General features: G+C 33.7%; 17 protein-coding genes. 7 read left to right on the plus strand and 10 right to left on the minus strand.

What is annotated here, in order from left to right; genetic code table 11:
* The first annotated feature begins 64 nt into the window (after positions 1-64).
* The 3 genes from BUE10_RS13925 to BUE10_RS13935 are packed head-to-tail and all read left to right on the plus strand — an operon-like array spanning position 65 to position 2,532.
* On the plus strand, positions 65-304 hold the full coding sequence (locus tag BUE10_RS13925; RefSeq protein ID WP_073486015.1) for a FeoA family protein: 240 nt from the start codon (positions 65-67) through the stop codon (positions 302-304).
* Positions 304-2,403 carry a ferrous iron transport protein B gene (gene feoB / locus BUE10_RS13930; protein ID WP_073486017.1) on the plus strand — a complete coding sequence of 700 codons (2,100 nt, stop codon included), beginning with the start codon at positions 304-306 and terminating at the stop codon, positions 2,401-2,403. The genes BUE10_RS13925 and feoB overlap by 1 nt, the downstream gene beginning before the upstream one ends.
* Positions 2,404-2,409: 6 nt before the next feature.
* Complete coding sequence (locus tag BUE10_RS13935) at positions 2,410-2,532, plus strand: FeoB-associated Cys-rich membrane protein (RefSeq protein WP_073486019.1); 123 nt, start codon at positions 2,410-2,412, stop codon at positions 2,530-2,532.
* A 430-nt stretch (positions 2,533-2,962) separates the two neighbouring features.
* Here the strand turns inward: BUE10_RS13935 and BUE10_RS13940 are convergent, their stop codons facing one another.
* From BUE10_RS13940 to BUE10_RS13950, 3 genes are all read right to left on the minus strand, one after another.
* On the minus strand, positions 2,963-3,616 hold the full coding sequence (locus tag BUE10_RS13940; protein ID WP_073486021.1) for an HD domain-containing protein: 654 nt from the start codon (positions 3,614-3,616) through the stop codon (positions 2,963-2,965).
* Between the two features lie 208 nt (positions 3,617-3,824).
* A complete protein-coding gene (locus tag BUE10_RS13945) occupies positions 3,825-4,817 on the minus strand; it encodes an acyl-ACP desaturase (RefSeq protein WP_073486022.1) in 993 nt (330 codons plus the stop codon).
* A 45-nt stretch (positions 4,818-4,862) separates the two neighbouring features.
* On the minus strand, positions 4,863-5,609 hold the full coding sequence (locus BUE10_RS13950) for a lysophospholipid acyltransferase family protein (protein WP_073486024.1): 747 nt from the start codon (positions 5,607-5,609) through the stop codon (positions 4,863-4,865).
* A gap of 126 nt (positions 5,610-5,735) precedes the next feature.
* Between BUE10_RS13950 and rnpA the strand changes: the two genes are divergently transcribed.
* The 4 genes from rnpA (at position 5,736) to BUE10_RS13970 (ending at position 9,493) form a co-directional block, all read left to right on the plus strand.
* On the plus strand, positions 5,736-6,140 hold the full coding sequence (gene rnpA, locus BUE10_RS13955) for a ribonuclease P protein component (protein WP_073486026.1): 405 nt from the start codon (positions 5,736-5,738) through the stop codon (positions 6,138-6,140).
* A gap of 80 nt (positions 6,141-6,220) precedes the next feature.
* Positions 6,221-7,045, plus strand: a complete 825-nt coding sequence (locus tag BUE10_RS13960) for a DUF4349 domain-containing protein (protein WP_073486028.1) — start codon at positions 6,221-6,223, stop codon at positions 7,043-7,045.
* Between the two features lie 2 nt (positions 7,046-7,047).
* On the plus strand, positions 7,048-8,685 hold the full coding sequence (locus BUE10_RS13965; protein ID WP_073486031.1) for a S41 family peptidase: 1,638 nt from the start codon (positions 7,048-7,050) through the stop codon (positions 8,683-8,685).
* Positions 8,686-8,689: 4 nt separating this feature from the next.
* Positions 8,690-9,493 carry an OmpA family protein gene (locus BUE10_RS13970; RefSeq protein ID WP_073486033.1) on the plus strand — a complete coding sequence of 268 codons (804 nt, stop codon included), beginning with the start codon at positions 8,690-8,692 and terminating at the stop codon, positions 9,491-9,493.
* A gap of 154 nt (positions 9,494-9,647) precedes the next feature.
* On the opposite strand, the gene BUE10_RS13975 is transcribed toward BUE10_RS13970, so the two are convergent.
* From BUE10_RS13975 to BUE10_RS14005, 7 genes are all read right to left on the minus strand, one after another.
* Entirely contained in the window at positions 9,648-10,094 is a 447-nt protein-coding gene (locus tag BUE10_RS13975) for a GNAT family N-acetyltransferase (protein WP_073486034.1), read from the minus strand.
* A gap of 238 nt (positions 10,095-10,332) precedes the next feature.
* Complete coding sequence (locus BUE10_RS13980; RefSeq protein WP_073486036.1) at positions 10,333-10,974, minus strand: DUF1579 domain-containing protein; 642 nt, start codon at positions 10,972-10,974, stop codon at positions 10,333-10,335.
* Positions 10,975-11,244: 270 nt separating this feature from the next.
* Positions 11,245-12,213, minus strand: coding sequence for a DUF4837 family protein (locus BUE10_RS13985; protein ID WP_073486038.1), 969 nt, complete (start codon positions 12,211-12,213; stop codon positions 11,245-11,247).
* A 46-nt stretch (positions 12,214-12,259) separates the two neighbouring features.
* Positions 12,260-14,104, minus strand: a complete 1,845-nt coding sequence (locus tag BUE10_RS13990) for a LysM peptidoglycan-binding domain-containing protein (protein WP_073486040.1) — start codon at positions 14,102-14,104, stop codon at positions 12,260-12,262.
* A gap of 110 nt (positions 14,105-14,214) precedes the next feature.
* Entirely contained in the window at positions 14,215-15,402 is a 1,188-nt protein-coding gene (locus tag BUE10_RS13995) for a phosphoglycerate kinase (RefSeq protein WP_073486042.1), read from the minus strand.
* Positions 15,403-15,661: 259 nt separating this feature from the next.
* Positions 15,662-16,168, minus strand: coding sequence for a hypothetical protein (locus BUE10_RS14000; protein ID WP_073486043.1), 507 nt, complete (start codon positions 16,166-16,168; stop codon positions 15,662-15,664).
* The gene (locus tag BUE10_RS14005; protein WP_073486045.1) at positions 16,169-16,867 is read right to left on the minus strand and encodes a pirin family protein; all 699 of its coding nucleotides are present in this window, start codon (positions 16,865-16,867) and stop codon (positions 16,169-16,171) included. It lies immediately after the preceding gene.
* Positions 16,868-16,871: the final 4 nt, after the last annotated feature.

Here is a 16,871-nt window from a genome sequence, read left to right on the forward strand (position 1 = left end):
ATTATTACCTTGAGGTAAAGATTTATTGCCTATTTTTGCAATCTAAATTCAATCTAAATAAGCTTTGCAAAATACTATCCATACCTTGAAAAAAGGCGATAAAGCCATTATCAAAGATTTTGATATCGATTTGATTCCTTTAAAATTACTAGAGATGGGTTGTTTGCCGGGCAGCTTTGTCGAATTACTTCAAATTGCTCCTTTTGGAGATCCCTTATATTTAGATATTAACGGTTCGCATGTTGCTATTCGTGTTGAAACTGCTCGTGAAATTGAAGTTGAACTTATCCAAAACAATTTATAATGAGCGTTCAGAATATCAATGTTGCCCTTATTGGAAATCCTAACGTAGGTAAAACTTCTGTTTTTAATCAGCTTACAGGTTTAAATCAACAAGTGGGGAATTATCCCGGAATCACGGTTGAGAAAAAAATCGGGTTTTGCAAATTGCCTCATAACGTAAAAGCTAATATTCTGGATTTACCCGGAACGTATAGTTTGAACGCAAGTTCGATGGACGAAAGTGTGGTAATTGAACTTTTGCTAAACAAAAACGACAAGTTATATCCTGACGTTGCCGTTGTGGTAACCGATGTTGAAAACCTAAAAAGAAACTTACTGATTTTTACGCAGATAAAAGATCTTGAAATTCCAACGATCTTGGTTATCAATATGTCTGACCGCATGGCGAGCAAAGGAATTTCTTTAGATATTCCGCTTTTAGAAGAAAAACTAAAAACCAAAATTGCTTTAGTAAGTTCACGTAAAGGTTTAGGAATTGAGGAATTAAAAGAATTAATTGTTTCTTATAAAACTGTTCCGCATGAACCTTGCTTAAATGCATCCGTAATTGATCCTGAATATTTTCAAAAACTACAGCATGCATTTCCAAATCAGTTAATGTACAAATTGTGGCTTGTAATTACGCAGGATGTTAATTTCTCGAATTTAGACCGAAATGAAATTCGAAATACTTTTACCAAATCGCATTCAGAATTAAAGCGCTTGCAGCAAAAGGAAACTATCAAAAGATATCAGTTTATAAATGATGTTTTAAAAGATGGTTTAAAAATTGATATTGACGCAGCGACAGATTTTAGAGCTAAACTGGATCGTGTTTTAACACATAAGTTTTGGGGTTATGCTATTTTCCTTGGAATCTTATTTATCATTTTCCAGTCTATTTTCAGCTGGTCAACCATTCCTATGGATTTTATTGATGCGACTTTTGCTTCTTTTAGCAGCTGGGTTGCAAAAGAATTACCAAGCGGTATTTTGACTGATTTACTTTCGCAAGGAATTATTCCGGGAATTGGCGGTGTTATTATTTTTATTCCGCAGATTGCTTTCTTGTTTTTGTTCATTTCTATTCTCGAAGAAAGTGGTTATATGAGTCGTGTTGTTTTTCTGATGGATAAAATCATGCGCAAATTCGGGCTTTCGGGAAAAAGCGTTGTGCCTTTAATTTCAGGAACTGCGTGTGCCATTCCAGCTATTATGGCAACGCGAAATATCGAAAACTGGAAAGAACGCCTTATTACGATCTTAGTAACGCCATTCACGACTTGTTCTGCAAGATTGCCGGTTTACGCGATTATGATTTCATTAGTGATTCCGAATAAACGAGTTCTCGGATTTTTAAATCTGCAAGGACTGTCGTTGATGTTATTGTATTTACTGGGATTTGTAACGGCAATAATCTCGGCTTATATTTTAAATAAAGTTTTAAAACTGGATTCAAAAACGTATTTCGTTGTTGAAATGCCAAGTTATAAATTACCCCTTTTCAAGAATGTTGGAATCAACGTTGTCGAGAAAACCAAAGCTTTTGTTTTAGGCGCGGGTAAAATCATCTTAGCAATATCCGTTATTTTATGGTTTTTGGCTTCTTTCGGACCTGGAAAAGAATTTAACGATGCAGAAAACATCGTAAAAGAAAAATTTGCCAATACGACTTTAAATCAAGTTCAGTTTGAAAATGAAGTCGCTTCTCAAAAAATAGAAAATTCTTATATAGGGATTATGGGTAAAGCTATCGAGCCTGTAATTTCTCCACTTGGTTACGACTGGAAAATTGGGATTGCGATTATCAGTTCGTTTGCTGCGCGTGAAGTTTTGGTTGGAACACTAGCCACTATTTACAGTGTTGGAGACAGCGATAACGAATCGACAATCAAGAGCAAAATGCAGAAAGAGGTAAATCCTGAAACGGGAGAAAAAATCTTTAATTTTGCTTCTGGAATTTCATTGTTGTTATTTTATGCTTTTGCAATGCAGTGTGCCAGTACTTTAGCCATTACAAAGAAAGAAACAAATTCATGGAAATGGCCTGTAATGCAGCTTTTCTTTATGACCGGGCTTGCTTATATAACCGCACTTTTAGCGTATCAATTTTTAAAGTAAAATGTTATGATACAAGAAATTATAGCTTTTGTCATATTATTTATCGCCGTTGGCTTTTTGATTAGAAAATTCTTTTGGAAATCTAAAAAGAAAAAAGACTGTGGTGATGGCAATTGCGGATGTTCATAGTTTTTTAAGTTGCTAAGTTGCTGAGATTCTAAGATACTAAGGTTTTCTTATTTCTCAGAAATTTACAGAAATAAAACACAAAGCTTCACAGAGATTTAATTCTTTGTGAAGCTTTTTTTATGATCTAAAAATCTATACCTGAGTTAAATACCTTTTTTTAATGTTTAAAAAACTTTTATGGCTTAGTTCTCAATACAGCACAAATTAATTTTGCAAAATAAAATTCAAATAAAATGACAAAGTTCGAAAAAAATGAAATTGTAAGAGACAATAGAGTTACCAGATTATTATGGTTTTCTTTTGGATTCCTGTGTGCTTTCGGAATAATGTGCCTTTTAAAATCTAAAATCTAAAACACAGCATAAAAAAGTTTTCAGTCTCAGTCTCAGTTTTCAGTTTAATATGATGACCGCAAACTGAGACTGAAAACTCACTTAACCCCTTCCCACTCAGCGTAGAACTGTGCGAGGAACGATTCCATAAAGTGGTGGCGTTCGGCGGCAATTTGTTTTCCTTTTTCGGTATTCATTTTGTCTTTTAAAAGCAAAAGCTTTTCGTAAAAGTGATTTATTGTTGGTGCATTATTCTTTTTATATTCCTCTTTTGTCATATTGGTTACCGGGGCAATTTGAGGATCATATAAGGCTCTGTTTTTAAATCCTCCGTAATTGAACGCTCTGGCCACTCCAATTGCTCCAATTGCATCTAAACGATCTGCATCCTGCACAATATCTAATTCTACAGAAGAAAACTTTTTTTCGAAGTTTCCGCCTTTATAAGAGATATTTTCGATGATGTTTACCACATGCTGAATAATATCTTCTGAAACATTATGTGATTCTAAAAACAAACGGGCTGTTTTTGGCCCTATTGTTTCGTCTCCATCATGAAATTTACTATCGGCAATGTCATGAAGCAATGCCCCTAATTCTACAACTGTTTTATCGCAATCGGTATCTTTTGCAATTAAAAGAGCGTTTTTATAAACTCGTTCGATGTGAAACCAGTCGTGGCCGCCTTCGGCATCGTTAAGTTTCTCTTTTACAAATGTGATGGTTTTATTTATAAGTTCAGAATTACTCATATTGTATTTTGGTTTGTGGTTAAATGGCGCGCTGATGTTACTGATTCAACGGATTTACACTGGTATTTTTTATAGTTTAAATAAAAAATGTTGATTGTTAAAGGTTTAAAACTCTAACAATCAACAATATGTTTTAAATGGTCAATATCAAAAATCAATTGCAATTACAATATCAATCTAAAATCTACATTCTAAAATCTAAAATTTTTTACAATCTCGCTGGTTCAACCCATTTAAAGATGTGTGATTCTTGTGGAATTACAATTCTTTCTGAAATTTTAGCCATACGAGCTGGTAATTTCATTAAGTAATCACGTGCTTTTTCTGCTTCGTCAGTTAAGTTCGTGATTTTATCAATTTCCCATTTGTTGATTAATTTCTGCATAATATCAACGTAATCATTTGCCGTGTAAACTCCAATACGTTGTGCAGAATCAGAAAACTGTTCGAAAGCAGTGCTTATCTTTTGACCTGATTCTCTAAGGAAATGAGCCGGCATAACGATTTTTTGTTTCATCATGTATTGAAACGCCAACATCATTTCGCTTGGATCAACCTGAAAAATTCTGGTTACAAATTCGCTGTATGCATGGTGATGACGCATTTCGTCACCTGCAATCATTTTACACATTTTAGACAGTTTGTTATCTCCAAATTTTTTCGCGATCTGCGCTACTCTATTGTGCGAAACGTAAGTTGCTAATTCCTGAAAACTAGTATATACAAAGTTTTTGTACGGATCAGTTCCAGTTCCAATATCAAAACCGTCGTTGATTAAATGCTGCGTTGTCATTTCGATTTCACGCATATTAACACGACCAGACAAATACAAGTATTTATTTAAAAGATCTCCGTGACGGTTTTCTTCTCCAGTCCATTGTCTGATCCATTTCGACCAGCCATTACCGCCGTTCTCAACCTGATCTACTCCTTCTACATCCATTAACCAGGACTCATATGTTGGAAGCGCCTCTTCGGTAATAGTATCACCAACAAGCGTTACCCAAAAATCGTATGGCAATTCTTTAGCAATTTCACGCAGTTCCTTTACCTCCTCAAAGAAATTTTCTCCTTCAGAATTAGGCAGGAAATCTGACGGCTGCCAAATTTTTTCCACCGGAATTAAATACTGTTCAACGAAGCTGTCAACGTTTTTTTCTAAAAACTGCATCACTTCTAATCTAATGTTTTTTATAGACATTACTTATTTTAAATTTGGGATTTATATTTTAGCTCGGACTAAAACTTAATCCTGTTTATACTCGTTTACTCCTTCAACAACCGCTTTTTCTGTTAATGCCATTAATTCGGCAAAATCATAATCTTTTACTGCCATCGCTTTGTGTGCTGTAAAAGTTAAGTGGTTTCCTAAACCAACCGGAAACATACCATAACGAACCATTTTCCATGAATTATTAATACTTACCGGCACAATGTATGCAGATGGCGCATGCTTGCAAAGAATTTTTAAACCGCTTTGGGCAAATTCTTTAGGTTTTCCCGTTTTACTGCGGGTTCCTTCCGGGAAGATTACAGCAGATCTAGTGTTTTTTTCTATATATTCAGACAAGCCTTTGATTACTGGAATCGCTTGTTTAGGGTCTTTACGGTCAATTAAAACAGATCCTCCGTGGCGTAAATTAAAAGACACACTTGGGATTCCGCTTCCTAACTCCTTCTTACTTACAAATTTACAATGAAAACGTCTAAAGTACCAAATCATTGTCACGATATCGTACATACTTTGATGATTGGCCACAAAAATAATTGGAACTCCTTTCGGAATTGTATCTACGCCTGTAATCTTATAAGTTGTACCCGCCAAACGCGTACAGCTTAAAAGACAGAAATTTAAATAATCAACACTTTTTTTGTGAGCCTGATAACCAAAAAGATTAAGGCAAATCCATTGTATTGGGTGAAAAACAGCCAAACACAATCCAAAACATAAATAAAAAATTACGGAGATTGGATATGAGATTATCTTTTGCATGCTTGAAAAAATTTGAGGTCAAAAGTAGTAAATATATTTTTAGCGGTAGAAAAATTGAAAACAATAACCGTTTTTATGGTTTAATTGTACCTTTGCCCTTAAAATTGCAAATTTTTTCTGAATTAAATGAACTTTACATACCCTAAAAATGAACGCTTAAAGAGCAAAACCACGATTGGATTACTTTTTTCTGAAGGAAAATCAGTTTCAAAATATCCGCTGCGTTTGGTTTACCGTCAAGCGGAAGCTGCCTATCAGGGTAATACAAAAGTGGGGGTTTCGGTTTCTAAGAAATACTTTAAAAAAGCAGTCGACAGAAATTATTTCAAAAGAGTGCTAAGAGAAACCTATAGACTAAACAAACATTTGCTTCTGGATCATTTAAATCAGCCGTATTCTTTCATGCTTTTTTACCAGACAAAAGACAGATTATCTTACGAAGAAATCAATACCAAAACGATTCAATTGTTTGAGAAATTTGTACAGCAGTTAAACAAAACTACCGATTCTGAAATCAAAAAGGATTTATAAAGCTTCAAAGACAACTTTGTACTCTAAATCAGATAAAAAATTATAAAAAAATTGTAGTTTTAGCACTAAATTGAAATTTTATGCGATACATTTTCTTTTTATCTGTAATTTTTTGTGTTCTTTCGGGATGTAGTAAAAATGAAGCTCCTAATGAAGAACAAGTAGCTTCGATTAGTGCGATTAAATTGCCTCCAAAAAAATATGAATCAGGCGGTGCAGATAAAAATCTAGATGCTCCTTCACCAACAATTGAACAAAAAATCATAAAACAAGCATCGCTTCGATTTGAAACCAATGATTTAGAAGAAACATACAAACAGATTCAAACAGCGGTTAAACAAAGCCAGGGAAAAGTTCAAAGTGATTCTGAAGGAAAAGACTATGGCACGCTTTATCGAAATATAACGATTAGAGTTCCAAGTCAGAATTTTGACAATTTTATCAATACAATTTCAAAAGGCGTTTCCTATTTTGAGAGAAAAGAAATTACTGCGGAAGATGTTACCGAACAATATATCGACTTAACGACAAGATTAAAAAATAAAAGAAAACTCGAAGAACGTTATCTTCAAATATTACAAAAAGCCACTAAAATTAGTGAAATCTTAGAAATCGAAAAACAGATTTCTATTATCCGCGAAGAAATAGAAGCCAAAGAAGGCCAGTTAAAATATTTAGAAAGCAGAGTTTCTGAAAGTACGGTTACAATTGAGTTTTTTAAAAACCTGCCAGAACAAGAAGCTGTGCAATTATCATACGGATCAAAAGTCTGGACTGCTATAAAATCAGGATTTTTTAGTTTGTCAAGTTTCTTTATATCAATTATCAGCATTTGGCCGTTTATTATTATAATTGTTGTATTAGCCTATTTTATTAGAAAGAGAATTAAAAGAAAAAAACCATAGTCATGTATCCTTATTTCAAGAAGAGATTTATCATACCAACTGTTGCGGCAGGATTATTATTTATTGGAACCAGTTTCAAAGAGGACTTTTTTGAAATTGCGAAACAAATCGAAATCTTCACAACGTTGTTTAAAGCCGTAAACACGAATTATGTAGACGAAACAAATCCGGGTGATTTAATGGATAAAGCCATTAAAAGCATGTTAGGAAGTTTAGATCCTTATACCGTTTACTTTAACGAACAGGATGTAGTTAATTTTAAAATCAACAATACGGGAGAATATACCGGAATTGGCGCTATGATTGCACGCAAAAAAGATCGTTTAATTGTTCGTGAACCGTATAAAAATTATCCTGCAGATAAAGCGGGACTAAAAGCGGGTGACGAAATCATCCAGATTGGTGATGTTTTGATTGCTGATTTTAAAGATGATGCTTCGCAATTATTGAAAGGAACTAAAAACACTAAAATTGCTATAAAATACCTTCGTCAGGGAAAAACCTTTACGACTGAATTGGTTTTGGATGAAGTGGATATTAAATCGGTTCCGTTTTACGGAAAGATTGATGAGAAAACGGGTTATATCGTTTTGGCACATTTTAGCAGAAAGGCTTCCGCCGAAGTTAAAGAGGCTTTGGAAAAATTGAAAGCTGACGGCGCAAAACAGATTGTTTTAGATTTAAGAGGAAATCCAGGCGGACTTTTGAATGAAGCGATTGATATCTGTAATTTATTTGTTCCAAAGAATGAAGTTATTGTAACGACTAAATCAAGAATCGAAAAACATAACAACACCTATAAAACGACTAAAGAACCAATCGATACAGAAATTCCGCTTGCTATTTTGGTTAATGGAAGAAGTGCATCGGCATCTGAAATTGTGTCTGGAGCTTTGCAGGATTTAGATCGTGCTGTTATTTTAGGAAGCAGAAGTTTTGGAAAAGGTTTGGTTCAGCGTTCTGTTGACCTGACTTATGGAACGCAGCTGAAAGTTACGATTTCTCGTTACTACACGCCATCGGGACGTTGTATACAAGCGCTTGATTATGCACATAAAGATAAAAACGGTGTTGCCCAAAAAACAGATTCTAAAAATTTCAATGCTTTTAAAACCAGAAAAGGAAGAACGGTTTATGATGGCGGCGGAGTTTTACCGGATATTGAATTAGATGAAGCCAAAATGAGCCCTATTACAAGCGCTCTTTTGAAAAATGACGGAATATTTGATTACGCCACTACTTACTATTATAAAAATCCAAATTTAGGCGATAAAATCCCTGTGGTTTCAGATACTGATTATACTGCTTTCAAACAATATTTGAAAACAAACAAAATTAGTTTTGATACGGAAACAGAAGTTGCCCTGAAAAATACTTTGGCTGCAGCCAAAACTGAAAAAATTGACGAAACGATTGCTCCGGAATATCAACAATTATTAGCCGCATTAGAGAGAAGTGAAAATACTTTGCTGGATAAAAACCAAAAAGAAATTAGAGGTTTAATTCAGGAAGAGCTTATCAAGAGATACCAATACCAAGAAGGTTTGTATCAGTTTTATATTAAGAACAATTCAGAGATTAAAAGAGCAGTAAACGTATTGAATAATCAAACTGAATATAAAACGATTTTAAAAATGTAGAAAAATGAAACTTTCCCGGGTCCTGTTTTTGTTTATTATTTACAATCTATCGGCGCAGCAAAAACCAATCGAAACAGTTTATTTTGATTTCGACAAGTATGATCTTACTGAACCGCAAACCAAAGTTGTAAATAATTTTATAAAATCAATAGACACGGCTAAAGTTGAATCGATACAAATCTACGGTTACTGCGACGACCGCGGCACAGACGACTATAATTTTAAACTGTCTCACGACAGAGTTAATACGATTCAAAACTTACTGCTTTCCTATGGTTTTAAGGAAAGCAAAATTGTTATTCTTGAAGGTAAAGGCCGTGTTGTAGTTAGGCCTGATACTGTCGAAAATTTATACGAAACACGATTACGCAATCGGAGGGTTGATTTGATTGTGGTAAAACGAAACAGTTTTGGAAAAGAAGTTTATTCTTCTTTTAAAGACAAATTAAAGGTTGGTGACAAAATATATCTGGAAAACATATTGTTTGATATGGGAAGTGCCAGACTGACTAATAATTCTAAAAAGGAATTGGATAAGATTTCTGTTATACTTCAAAAACAAAAAAATATACAGTTTGAAATTAGAGGTCACGTTTGCTGTACACCACAAATTTATAGCGACGCAATTGACAAAGACACTAAAGAAAGGAAACTTTCCTGGAACCGGGCTAGAACAGTTTTTTACTATTTAAGTTCTAAGAAAGTTTCTAAAAACAGAATGCGTTATCAAGGCTGCGGTAACAAATTTCCATTAAAAAGAGGTGACAATTATGATCGCCGCGTTGAGTTTTTGATTACTAAGATTTGATTTGTTTTGCCACGAAGGCACTAAGGCGCAAAGGTTTTTTACTTAAAGTTTTACTCTAAACTAAGTTGTTAATTATTTCTTTTAAAGGCAATTACAAACTCCATAAAAGACAGGTGTTTGATATTGCAACATTGTAACATTATTCTTTTTGTGCTTATCCTCTAATCATTTCGATATGTTCAATGTCATCTTCAAGGTACATTTCACTTGACTGGACAAAACCATGACTTTCGTAAAACTTCTTTAAATATAATTGTGCTCCAATTGTAATTTGATCTTTTCCAAAATTAGATTTTATAGCGACAATTGCTTCACGCATTAAATCGTGTCCCCACTTTTTATCACGATAATTGGCATCAACAATTACTCTTCCTATTGAGGCATTGTCGAAACTAATTCCGGCATCGAATAAACGAGAATAGGCTACAACTTTACCATCATATTCTCCAATTAGGTGTAAAGCTTTCTTGTCTTTGCCGTCAATGTCCAAATAAACGCAGTTTTGCTCTACTACAAAGATTTCACTTCTTAGTTTAAGCAAATCATATAGCTCGTTTACAGTTAATGCCTCAAATGGCTTTATTTTCCATTTTAATTCCATTTTGTATTTTTCTTTTAATTTTAATAATCCTAAAACAAAATTACGTCAAATATTATCAAATAGAAATCCCGATTATAAAACTATAATCGGGATTCATTAAAAGTTACTTTACTCTTCCTGCAAGGTTTCCAAAACCTTGTAGGTATCTTATCTTTATTATCTATTTTTTACTTTGTCAATGTCAATTATACCTACAAAGTTTTGGAAACCTTGCAGGAGTGAGAACTGCTTTACTTTATTATTTTTTCTTCATGACAATTTCCATGCTTTTATATTCAGCGCCGTCTTTGACATCAAACATTTCCATTTTACGGGTTGTAGCATCTACAATAGTGTAGATTTCTCTGTAAGGTGCTTTCTTCCCTGTTACCGGATTTACTACTTCACCTTTAAATTCCATGCTTTTTGTTGCTTCATCATATTTTCCCGTAGCAACCATCATTCCGGTTCCCATATTGTCGATAAAAGTTGTGGTATATTCTTTACTTGCGTTGTTATAGGCTAATGTGCTTTTTCCTTCAAATGGTGCTCCCATAATTTTTCCGACATAATTACCTTCCTGATAACGTCCGCCAAGAATCATTTTGATATTGGCAACTGAAGTTGATTTTTCTGGTTTACCATTTGGTTCATACCAAAAAGTCATCTCGCAATTCCATGTTCCAACTTCGTCTGTCATTAATTTGTGCGGTGCTCCCGGAGTTGCATATGCTTGCCAGGCTTTCATTTGTGCCGCAGAATCAACGGGTGCTTCGGCTGCAGGTTCTTCAGTTTTAATGCTGTCTGCTTCTTTTGCCGTGACAACTTCGGTTTTTACTTCTTTTTTACAAGAGATAAAACATAATGCAATAATTACTAATGTTGTGGTTACCTTTTTCATAAGTCTTTGTTTTTATGTTTGTTATAAAACAAAAGTAAGAAAAATAATAACTAGAGTTGTTTCAGGTTTAAAGTTTCAGGTTTCAGGTTTATGCTGTGTGGGTTTTTACCGCACAGTTCGCTAAGGTTTACGCAAGGCACGCTATTGAAACCATATAAGTTATATAAGATAATTTAAGCAAGCTCTTAAAAATAACTTTGTGTTTCTTTGCGTAAACCTTAGCGAACTGTGCGGTTAGAAAACCTGAAACTTAAAACTTGAAACAAAACCTTACCGTTTGTCTATTTTCACAGATTTTATGATGGCTTCGAGATCGAACATTAAGTCGCGTTCTTGGTTTGAGGGTGAATAGCAAAATCCTTCGATAACCAAGATTCTGTTATAAACAGGATCTACGATTGCGTAGTTAATAAAAGGCCCGGCCATGAAGTCGTTTTTTAATTCCCATGTTCCTTTGGTTTCAAAAGCTTCTTTTCCGTCTAATGAAGTATTCGAAAAATAGGGAGCATAAGCTTCTCCGGTAATCATTCGGGTTTTTGGTTCTCTGCCTTTGATGTAGTAACCAATTGAATCCCGCATTTTAATGATATTGCCCACTACATTTCCACGTGTTTTGAAGTTGTGCAGCGGAATTTGGTATATCAACAAGCTAGTGTTTCCGCTTATAATATCTTTTTTGAGCCAGATAAAATTCTTTTTGTGAAGCATATATTCATATCCGGTTGGAATCTGGATATCAATATGGAATTTGTTTTTTATAACAGCCGGATTTAAAAGTGAAGCGCTGTTGTCTTTCTGAATTTTCTCGATTTCGGCATCACGAATCATTTTGATGATTTGTGCGGAATTCAATTCGATACTGCAGATAATGTCATCAACAGATTTTCCGTAAATACGAAAAGTGTTGTGCGGCAGTAATTTATTGTGGGTTATTTCAAACTTATCTACAGCTGATTTTTTAACAACGATAATGCTTCGGCTGTCGGTTACAAATCCTTCGAGAAGTTTAGCAGGATATTGATTGATTGTAAAAAGAGGTTCTTCCTGAGTTAAACCCAGAACTGGCGATGCAAATTTATTTCGGATACTGTCGCCAACTTCTCCATACCATAACTGATCGTCTATGATTATGGAAATTGTGTTTGTTTTTCCGGAAACAGGTTCTTCTTGTTTATCTGTTTTTAAACAAGAAATCAATAGAAACGGAAGTATTATAAACAAAAAATGGGTTTTATTCATTTTCTTAATTTATGAAATAAAACCCAAATTTAAATAAGATTTTTTATTATCCGTTTATTTTAAGCTTCATTCCGGGTTTTATATCTTCATCTTTAATACCATTCCATTTTTTAATATCTGAAATTGTTACTCCAGGATATTTTTTAGAAATACTGTACAAAGAATCACCTTTTTTAACGTAATAATCTTCCCCTACACTTTTTGCTGAAGGTGCTTTCTTTTTGAAAGAATCAACAGAGTTAGATGCAATAGCAGTAGAAACTGGCTCATGTATCTCTGTAACTATTTTAGAAACTACTAATGTTTTTCCTAAACCAATATTATTAGAGCTAAGATCATTTAACTCTTTTAAGTCTGCAATAGTCGTACCGAATTTTTTAGCAATGCTTCCTAAATTGTCTCCGGCCAATACAACGTACTCAACAGTTTGTATTGAAACTTTATCATTATCTTCTGCAGAAGCAACTGCTTCTTCTGTATTTTTCTCTACAGCAGGCAATACTTTAGGCTCTTTAACAACTTTGGCAGAAGTATCAACATCTGATTTAATTTTTAAAGATTTTCCTAACGCAATTGCATTTGATTTAAGATTATTCCATTTTTTTAAATCGGAAATATTCACATTGTACTTGTCTGCAATAGCACCTAAGTTGTCTCCTTTTTGAACTTTATAGAACTGAATCTCTTTATCTTTAGACACTTCCAGAGATTGAGTGTCTCTAACCGGTTTTCCTTTTGGAGCAATTTTCATTGCTAAACGAGAAGGGATTGTTTTGAATTCTGATTCGTGTTTTACGTAAGCGTAAATCTTATCTTCGTTTGAAACAAAGGTTGCGATTTTATCTTTTGGTAACCGAAGGAAATTCTGCTCACCTTGGTAAGCTGGTACAACATTTAATTTATAAGATGGATTTAAAAGCTGCAATTGTGATTGCGGCATGTCTAGTAAATCTGCAATTTGTTTGAAAGACATTTGATTTTTGATCGCTACTGTATCTGTCTCAAAGTTTTTAACGACAGCTCTTTCAGGGTTGATTCCGTGTTCTTTGTGATATTCAAAAAGATACATTGTAGCATAAAATGCCGGAACATAACCTTGAGTTTCTTTTGGAAGGTAATTACGAATATCCCAGTAACCTGTTTTTCCGCCAGAACGACGAATTGCTTTTGTTACGTTTCCTGGTCCTGAGTTATAAGAAGCTAAAACAAGTTCCCAGTCATTAAAAACATTGAACATTCTTGTCAGATAATCTGAACATGCAGCTGTAGCTTTAAGAGGGTCGCTTCTTTCGTCAATATAAGAATCGATTTTTAAAGAGTATTGTTTTCCGGTTCCGTACATAAACTGCCAAAGTCCGGTAGCGCCCATTTTAGAAACTGCTTTAGGGTTTAAAGCAGATTCTACAACGGCTAAATATTTTATTTCCAACGGAACTTTTTCTTTTGCGAATGTTTCCTCGAATATTGGAAAGTAGTATTCTGATAAAGCCATTAATCGAGAAAACGATTTTTTACGATTCTTAAGAAATGACTTTATTATGTTTTCTAATCCTTGATTGTATTCAATCTCAAAAGGTGATTTGGCATTCATTGCCGCCAAACGCTGCTTAAGCAGTTCTGTTGGCAGTTCCTCATCTACAGTAACGTCCTTATTAATGGTTTGAATGTCTTTTGTCAAATCATCGTAGATGTCTAAACTTACTAACTCATTCATCCAAAGACTGTCAACTTTTGCTGCCAGGTCATCTTTTTTGAATGTGCTTTTAACCGAATCTAAATAAGACAGCTTTACTTCGGGCTTTATTTCCCTCGAGACTTCTGCAGTTTGCTGCGAGAACATCGACAGAGAAAATAAAGCGGTTACCGCTAATGATATTTTCTTTACAATCATATAACATTTATTTAAAATTCTATAAATCAACCAATTATAGAACTGTTATTTTTGCAAACTTATAAAGTTTAACGCTTAAAAGTACGCAAAAAAATGTTAATTGTGATATTTTAGTCTAAAATTGCAGCAATTCCAGGTAAAACTCTTCCTTCTAACATTTCAAGCATCGCCCCGCCGCCAGTAGAAACATAGCTCATTTTGTCTTCAAAACCAAACTGTTTTACTGCTGCAACAGAATCACCGCCTCCAACTAGAGAAAATGCTCCTTTTTCAGTTGCTTCTGCAATATAATCTCCTAAAGCAATTGTACCTTTAGAGAATGTTTCCATTTCAAAAACTCCTAATGGACCATTCCATAAAATAGTTTTTGATTCTAAAATTACTTTTTTAAAGTTCTCTAATGATTTTGGACCTGCGTCAAGACCTTGCCATCCATCAGGAATTGCGGTTACATCTACAACTTGTGTTTTTGCTGAGTTTGAGAAATCATCTGCAGCAATTACATCAACAGGAATGTGAATTTGAACATTTTTTTCTTTTGCTAATCTTAAGATTTCAAGTGCTAGATCTAATTTATCGTCTTCGCAGATTGAATCTCCTACTTTTCCACCTTGCGCTTTAACGAATGTAAAAGTCATACCTCCACCAATAATCATGTGGTCAACTTTGTCTAAGATGTTTTCAATAACGGTGATTTTAGAAGAAACTTTAGAACCTCCTAAAACTGCTGTTACTGGTTTTTCGCTATTTTTAAGTACTTTATTTAAGCTCTCAATTTCTTTTGCCAATAAAGTTCCAAATGTTTTATCGTTTGGAAAAAACTGTGCAATAATTGTTGTCGAAGCGTGCGCTCTGTGTGCAGTTCCAAAAGCGTCGTTTACATAAATATCACCAAGTGAAGCTAATTCTTTAGCGAAAGCAACATCTCCAGCTTCTTCTTCTGCGTGAAAACGTAAATTTTCAAGTAATAAAACTTCTCCAGGCTGTAGGTTTTTAGCAGCTGTTTGAGCTGGTTCTCCAACACAGTTTTCAGCAAACTTAACTTGTACTCCTAAAATTTCTGAAGCTGTTTTTAAAATATGTTTTAAAGAATATTTTTCTTCAGCACCTTTTGGTCTTCCTAAGTGCGACATTAAAATTACACTTCCGCCTTGAGCTAAAATAGTATCTATAGTTGGCTTTGCAGCTTCAATACGTGTCGTATCAGTTACATTAAAATTCTCATCCAAAGGCACATTAAAGTCTACACGGATAATTGCTTTTTTATTTTTAAAGTCGAAATCGTTTAAAGTTTTCATTTGATATTTTTTTAGTTTTTTTAGAAAGAAAAACAAATATAGGACTTTTAAAGTACTAATAAATTCGGATAAACTAAAAAAGAGACAACAAAAAGAACGAAAACGTTATAAATTCACAAATAAATTGGTTTATTAAGGATTAAAAACAATTATAGATAGTAATTTGATACCTGAAGAAATGAAAAAAGCCTTTTCTGTTAACAGAAAAACAGAAAAGGCAAAAAATCAATTAAATTATTTTTTGTTTTTGGAGGTTGAATTAGTCTTCTGTTTGAATGAAACAAATAGACAAATTATGTTGAACTGGAAACATAATGGTTTCATATTCATTTGTGTTTTCGGTATTTTTTGAAATGAGATAATTTCCTTCAACAATACCAAAGTAATTCAATAAAGGCGAATAAAAAGTGATTCCGATTTTATGTTTTGATGCATCTGTTATGTCTGTATTGATAATATCTAACTGATAATTGATGAAGGGAAAATAATTGTTTCCTAAAACATCTGTTACACGATGGAAATTCCCTTTTAACTGTTCCACATAGCCGCTGGCCGCAATTCCGGTTAGAAAATGCAGTTGGTTTGCTTTTTCGTTTTCACTTAATAATTCTCTAAATGTGTTTTTTGGATTCGATTCTGAATTAAACTGCTGAGACTGCATTTGGTATTCTTTGAAAGTATCTTCAAAAACATATTTATCCCAAAGTAAAGCCGATGAGCTGTCTATTACTATACGATAAGCGAGTTTTATTTTCGTTATTTTCATTTAATTTGAATTTAGAGGAACTTCAATTACGAGCAGCATCGCATTTTGCGATAAAGATTCCCATTCTATAGTTTCTGTTTTTTGAATTGCTAAACCATCTTTGGCTTCCAGAAGTCGATTTTCGATTTCAAAAGCTCCGTTAATCACAAAAACAAAAACACCATTATTCGTATTCTTTAAAGTAAAGGCTCCTTCTTTTCTTCCGTCGTAAATACCAATAAATCCAAATGCATTTTCAATTTCAAATAATGAATTCAATTTGTTGTGTGAACTTAAATCGAATTTATATTGCTGAAAATCGTTTTTAAAATGCTGTCTTCCCATTTGAAATTCAAATTCTAAATAACTCACATTTTCCTTTTCGTATGGATTAAAAATTTCAACGGTTAATTCTTCTTTAGCTGTCAGAACTCTAATTTGTTCCACATGCAAAAATTCCCCATTACCAATATTATCTTTATATTCTATTCCGCCAAATAAGGGCAGGATGATCACATTTGTATTTGAATTTATAAATCGAGTAATACTTTGCTGGGGAGCCAGTATTACTTCATTTAAAACTTTTAAGAGTCCAAATGCGTTACGGGATAAATCTTGGTAATGTTCAAAGTTAAAAGTCGAGAAGCAGTTGTGTTTTTCTGAATTGAAAAACCCTCTTGAATCTGACTTGTAAATTTGTGCTGGAATTTGAGCTATCATAATA

This window comes from Flavobacterium sp. CF108 (assembly GCF_900129795.1).
Lineage (GTDB): Bacteria > Bacteroidota > Bacteroidia > Flavobacteriales > Flavobacteriaceae > Flavobacterium.